Below are 3909 nucleotides of genomic sequence, written 5' to 3' on the forward strand. Positions count from 1 at the left end.
GGGGGGCGGCGGGGCCGGGGGCGGAGGAGGCGCCGCCGGCTTGGGCGGCTCGGGGGCCGCCGGCTTCGGCGCTGGCGCCGGCTTGGGGGCGGGCTTCCGGGCGGCCGCCTCCGGCGGGGCGGCCGGCGCCGGGGACGCCCCGACCGATTGGCGCACCAGGGCCACCTGCTCCGGAGACAGCGCGGCAAAGTTGTTGCGGACCTCCACGTTCAGGGCGTGGAGCTTGTCCATCAGCTCCTTGCTGGTCAGTCCCAGTTCCTTGGCCAGTTCATGAACTCTCATGCGTCCTCTTGCCCGTGCAGATGCTCGCACGCCTTCTCGACGCCCTGCAATACTTCCCGGGCCGCCGCGGCATCAAATCCTTCCACGGCCTCCAGGTCCGACGGCTCCGCGGCCAGCAGCCCCTCCAGCGTCAGGAAGCCGGCGTGCACCAGCTTCTCCGCCCGCTCGGGGCCGATACCTTCCACGGCGGCCAGCGCCGCCACGGCCCGTGCGACCTTCTCCTCGAAGCTGATGTCGCTCTCGTCCCGGAGGATGTCGATCTTCCAGCCGGTCAGCTTGGACGTCAGCCGGGCGTTCTGCCCCTTCTTCCCGATGGCCTGCGACAGGTGCTCCGCATCCACCACGACCTGAACCGCTTGCGCCTCCGGGTCCACCGTCACGCGGATCAGCTTCGCCGGGGCCAGCGCGTTGGTCACGAAGGTCTTGATATCCTCGTTCCACCGGACGATGTCAATCTTTTCCCCGGAAAGCTCGCGCACGATGTTCTTCACGCGGATGCCGCGCATGCCCACGCAGGCGCCCACGGGATCGACCTTGGGATCGTGCGAGACCACGGCGATCTTGCTGCGGAACCCCGCCTCGCGCGCGATCCCCTTGATCTCCACGGTCTTGTCCGCGATTTCGGAAACCTCCAGCTCGAACAGGCGCTGCACAAAATCCGGGTGGCTCCGGGTCAGGATGATCTCCGGCCCCTGCGTCCGGCTTTCCACCTTGAGGATGAGGGCCCGCAGCCGGTCGCCGATCTGGTAGCGCTCCGTGGGCACCTTTTCGACCGCCGGCATCAGGCCCTCGGCACGGCCGAGGTCCAGGATCACGTCGCTGCGCTCGATACGGTTGACCGTCCCGCTGACGATATCGCCGGACCGATCCTTGTACTCGTCAAAGACCCTTTCCTTTTCCGCCTGCCGGATCTTGTGGAGGATCGCCTGCTTGGCCGTCTGGGCCGCGATCCGGCCGAAATTCTTGGGCGTCACCTCGATTTCCAGGACATCTCCCAGCTGGGCGTCCGCCTTGATGCGCCGGGCATTGGGCAAGGTGATTTCGTCATGCGGGGCCATGACGCGCTCCACCACGGTCACCCGGGCCAGCGCCCGGATGCGGCAGGTCTTACGGTCGATCTCGATGCGCAGATCCTTGGAGGGGCCCACGCTCTTTTTCGACGCGCTCAACAGGGCGGATTCCACGGCCGTCAGCAGGGTCTCGCGATCGATCCCCCGCTCCCGCTCCATGTACTCCATGACTGTCAACAGATCGTTGTTCATAACGCCCACCCCGCTTTGCGGAGCCCAATTTACAACCCCTTACGCCATGGCGACATACACAAAAGAGTGGGTGCGGACCCACTCTTCAGCGGCACCGGCATGGTGTACTGGTAAACGATACCTTTTACTATGGAGACCCGTGGCGGGTCAAGGTTTCTTTTGCGGACGAAAAACTTCCGGACAGGAGGGATGCCCGGACGGGCCGTTTCCTGGCGGGTCCCGCGGGCTATTCGGCCGCCTTGATGTCGTTCCAGATGGCGTCGAGTTCGGGCAGCTTACACTCCGTCATCTTCCGCCCCTGGGCGTGCAGCCGCTCTTCGATCCCCTTGAACCGGCGGGTGAACTTGGCAATGGTGTCGTCCAGCGCATCCTCGGCGTCGTGGCCCAGGAAGCGGCTCAAGTTGACCACGGCGAAGAGGAGATCGCCGATCTCCTCGCGGATCTTCTTCGGATCGCCGTCGGTCATTGCCTCGCGCACCTCGGCGGTTTCCTCATCCACCTTGGCGAGCACCTGGTGGACCGTATCCCAGTCGAAGCCCACCCGGGCGGCCCGTTTCTGGATCTGCTGGGCCTTGTGAAGGGCCGGGGCGCTCCGCGGCACGCCGTCCACGGCCGACTTCCGCGGGGGGCCTTTCTCCCCCTTCTTGATGGCCTCCCAGTTCTTCACCACCTCGGAAGAACCGCTGACCTTGACCTCGCCGAACACGTGCGGGTGGCGGCGCACCAGCTTGTCGGAGATCGCCGTGGCCACGTCGTCGAAGTTGAAACTCCCTTCCTCGCTGGCGACCTGCGCCTGGAAGACGATCTGGAGAAGGACGTCCCCGAGTTCGTCGCACAACCGGGTGCGGTCGCCGCTATCCAGGGCATCCATCGCCTCGTAGCACTCCTCGAGCAGGAACGGCCGGAGGCTGGGGAGGGTCTGCTCGCGGTCCCAGGGGCAGCCCTTTTCCGACCGCAGGATCTGCATGATCCCCCGCAGTCGATCGATCGGCCTGCCGCCGGGGTCTTTGGGCTGATCCATGACGCGCCGTCGCGGTTCGTTAGGTCACAGGCCGCGAAACAGGGCGCCGATGATCTCGGACGCGGACGCATCCCCGGGGGCTTCGACCACCAGGTTCGCCCCTCCGAAATCCTCGCAGGCGGTCCACTCGTCGGGCAAGGCTACGCAACTCATCCCGGCCATGACGGCGCCGCGGCCGACCCGTCCGCTCGCCGCCAGCGCCCCGCAACCGCGGGGCCGCCTCTGGATGGACCGCGCCGCCTTCGTCCAGGTGTCGGGCGACGGGAAGTCCGCGCCCGCCTCCTTGACGAAATAGAGCGAGACCGCCGGCTCCTCCAGCCCCAACCGGCCTGCAAGGCTGCGGGCGGCGTCCTCCGGCAGGCTGGTCAAGACCAGCACCGGGATGCGGCGCTGCGCCGCGGCCTTGAGGATGCCGGCCAGGATCGGCGGAACTCCGGCCTTGTCCGCCAGCAACCGGTCGCAAACGCGCTGCTGGACTTCCTTGTGAGATTCCGGCGAGCCGCCCAGGAGGGCGGACAGGCTCGCGGCCGGGGAGCCCGACGTGCCGTGGCGACGGAACTGCCGCTCGTCGAGTTTCTCCTTGTTCTCCTGTGCCGCGCGGCGCAGCACCTCCACCAGGGCCTGCCGTCCGTTCACCGCCAGGTCTTCCAGGACGAAAAGCAGGGCAAAGGGAGCGGCCGGCTCACCCTGGGCCTCGGGACTCTCTGCGGCAACCTTGGATTCTGTCTTTGCGGCCATGGCGACAATGCTCCTTCTGTCATCAACGGGTTTACCCCGCGCCTGCCGGCCGGACCGCGCAAGGCGCGGCCGATTCCGACCGGAAACACAAAAGCTCGGATAGTCTAGGGGGCGCCCCGCCCGGGGTCAAGTCTTCAGTCCGGCCCTGTGGTGAGGATTTCAAAGTTTCCGTTTTTGTGCGGTCAAAGTTTCCGAATGGGGGTCCATTGGAGCAGGACGACGGGATAGCGGTCTGGGGCCGGCCCGTGGCGCAGATAGGAGATGCGGCCGTCCGGATGACGGCATTGGACGATACGAGTGTTCGGGGCGACCTCCACCCGCAGGCGTTGGGAGGTCACAGGGACGCGGCCATCGGAGCCCACGACCACCTGCTTGCGTAGGCTCCAAATGTAGGGCCACCAAGGGCAGGCCGGGGCCGGACGGAGGGTGGAGCGATCTTCCTTTCGGGCTTGGTCCCACGCCGCTTGCGGGGTCTGGCCGATCTCCCGGTGGATTTCGTGCTGGTTGTGATGCTGACGCAGGGCATCAAGCGGGGGATTGGCCTGGTCCAGTTGATGGATAGCTTCAGCGGAAAAGAAGGCGGGCAGGCGATTCTGCCAGAAGAGA

Annotated in this window: 4 protein-coding genes; all 4 read right to left on the reverse strand. The window is 66.6% G+C overall.

Annotated features, from left to right (window positions below; translation table 11 throughout):
- Positions 1 to 282, reverse strand: a 282-nt coding sequence (locus KA248_15690) for a translation initiation factor IF-2 N-terminal domain-containing protein (protein MBP7831350.1), incomplete at its 3' end; no start/stop codon positions are given.
- Complete coding sequence (gene nusA / locus KA248_15695; protein ID MBP7831351.1) at positions 279 to 1544, reverse strand: transcription termination/antitermination protein NusA; 1266 nt, start codon at positions 1542 to 1544, stop codon at positions 279 to 281. The genes nusA and KA248_15690, both read right to left, overlap by 4 nt.
- Before the next feature lie 226 nt (positions 1545 to 1770).
- On the reverse strand, positions 1771 to 2565 hold the full coding sequence (gene mazG, locus KA248_15700) for a nucleoside triphosphate pyrophosphohydrolase (GenBank protein MBP7831352.1): 795 nt from the start codon (positions 2563 to 2565) through the stop codon (positions 1771 to 1773).
- A 24-nt stretch (positions 2566 to 2589) separates the two neighbouring features.
- Positions 2590 to 3303, reverse strand: coding sequence for a hypothetical protein (locus tag KA248_15705; protein MBP7831353.1), 714 nt, complete (start codon positions 3301 to 3303; stop codon positions 2590 to 2592).
- Positions 3304 to 3909: the final 606 nt, after the last annotated feature.

The sequence above is a fragment of the Kiritimatiellia bacterium genome, from assembly GCA_018001225.1.
Lineage (GTDB): Bacteria > Verrucomicrobiota > Kiritimatiellia > CAIQIC01 > JAGNIJ01 > JAGNIJ01.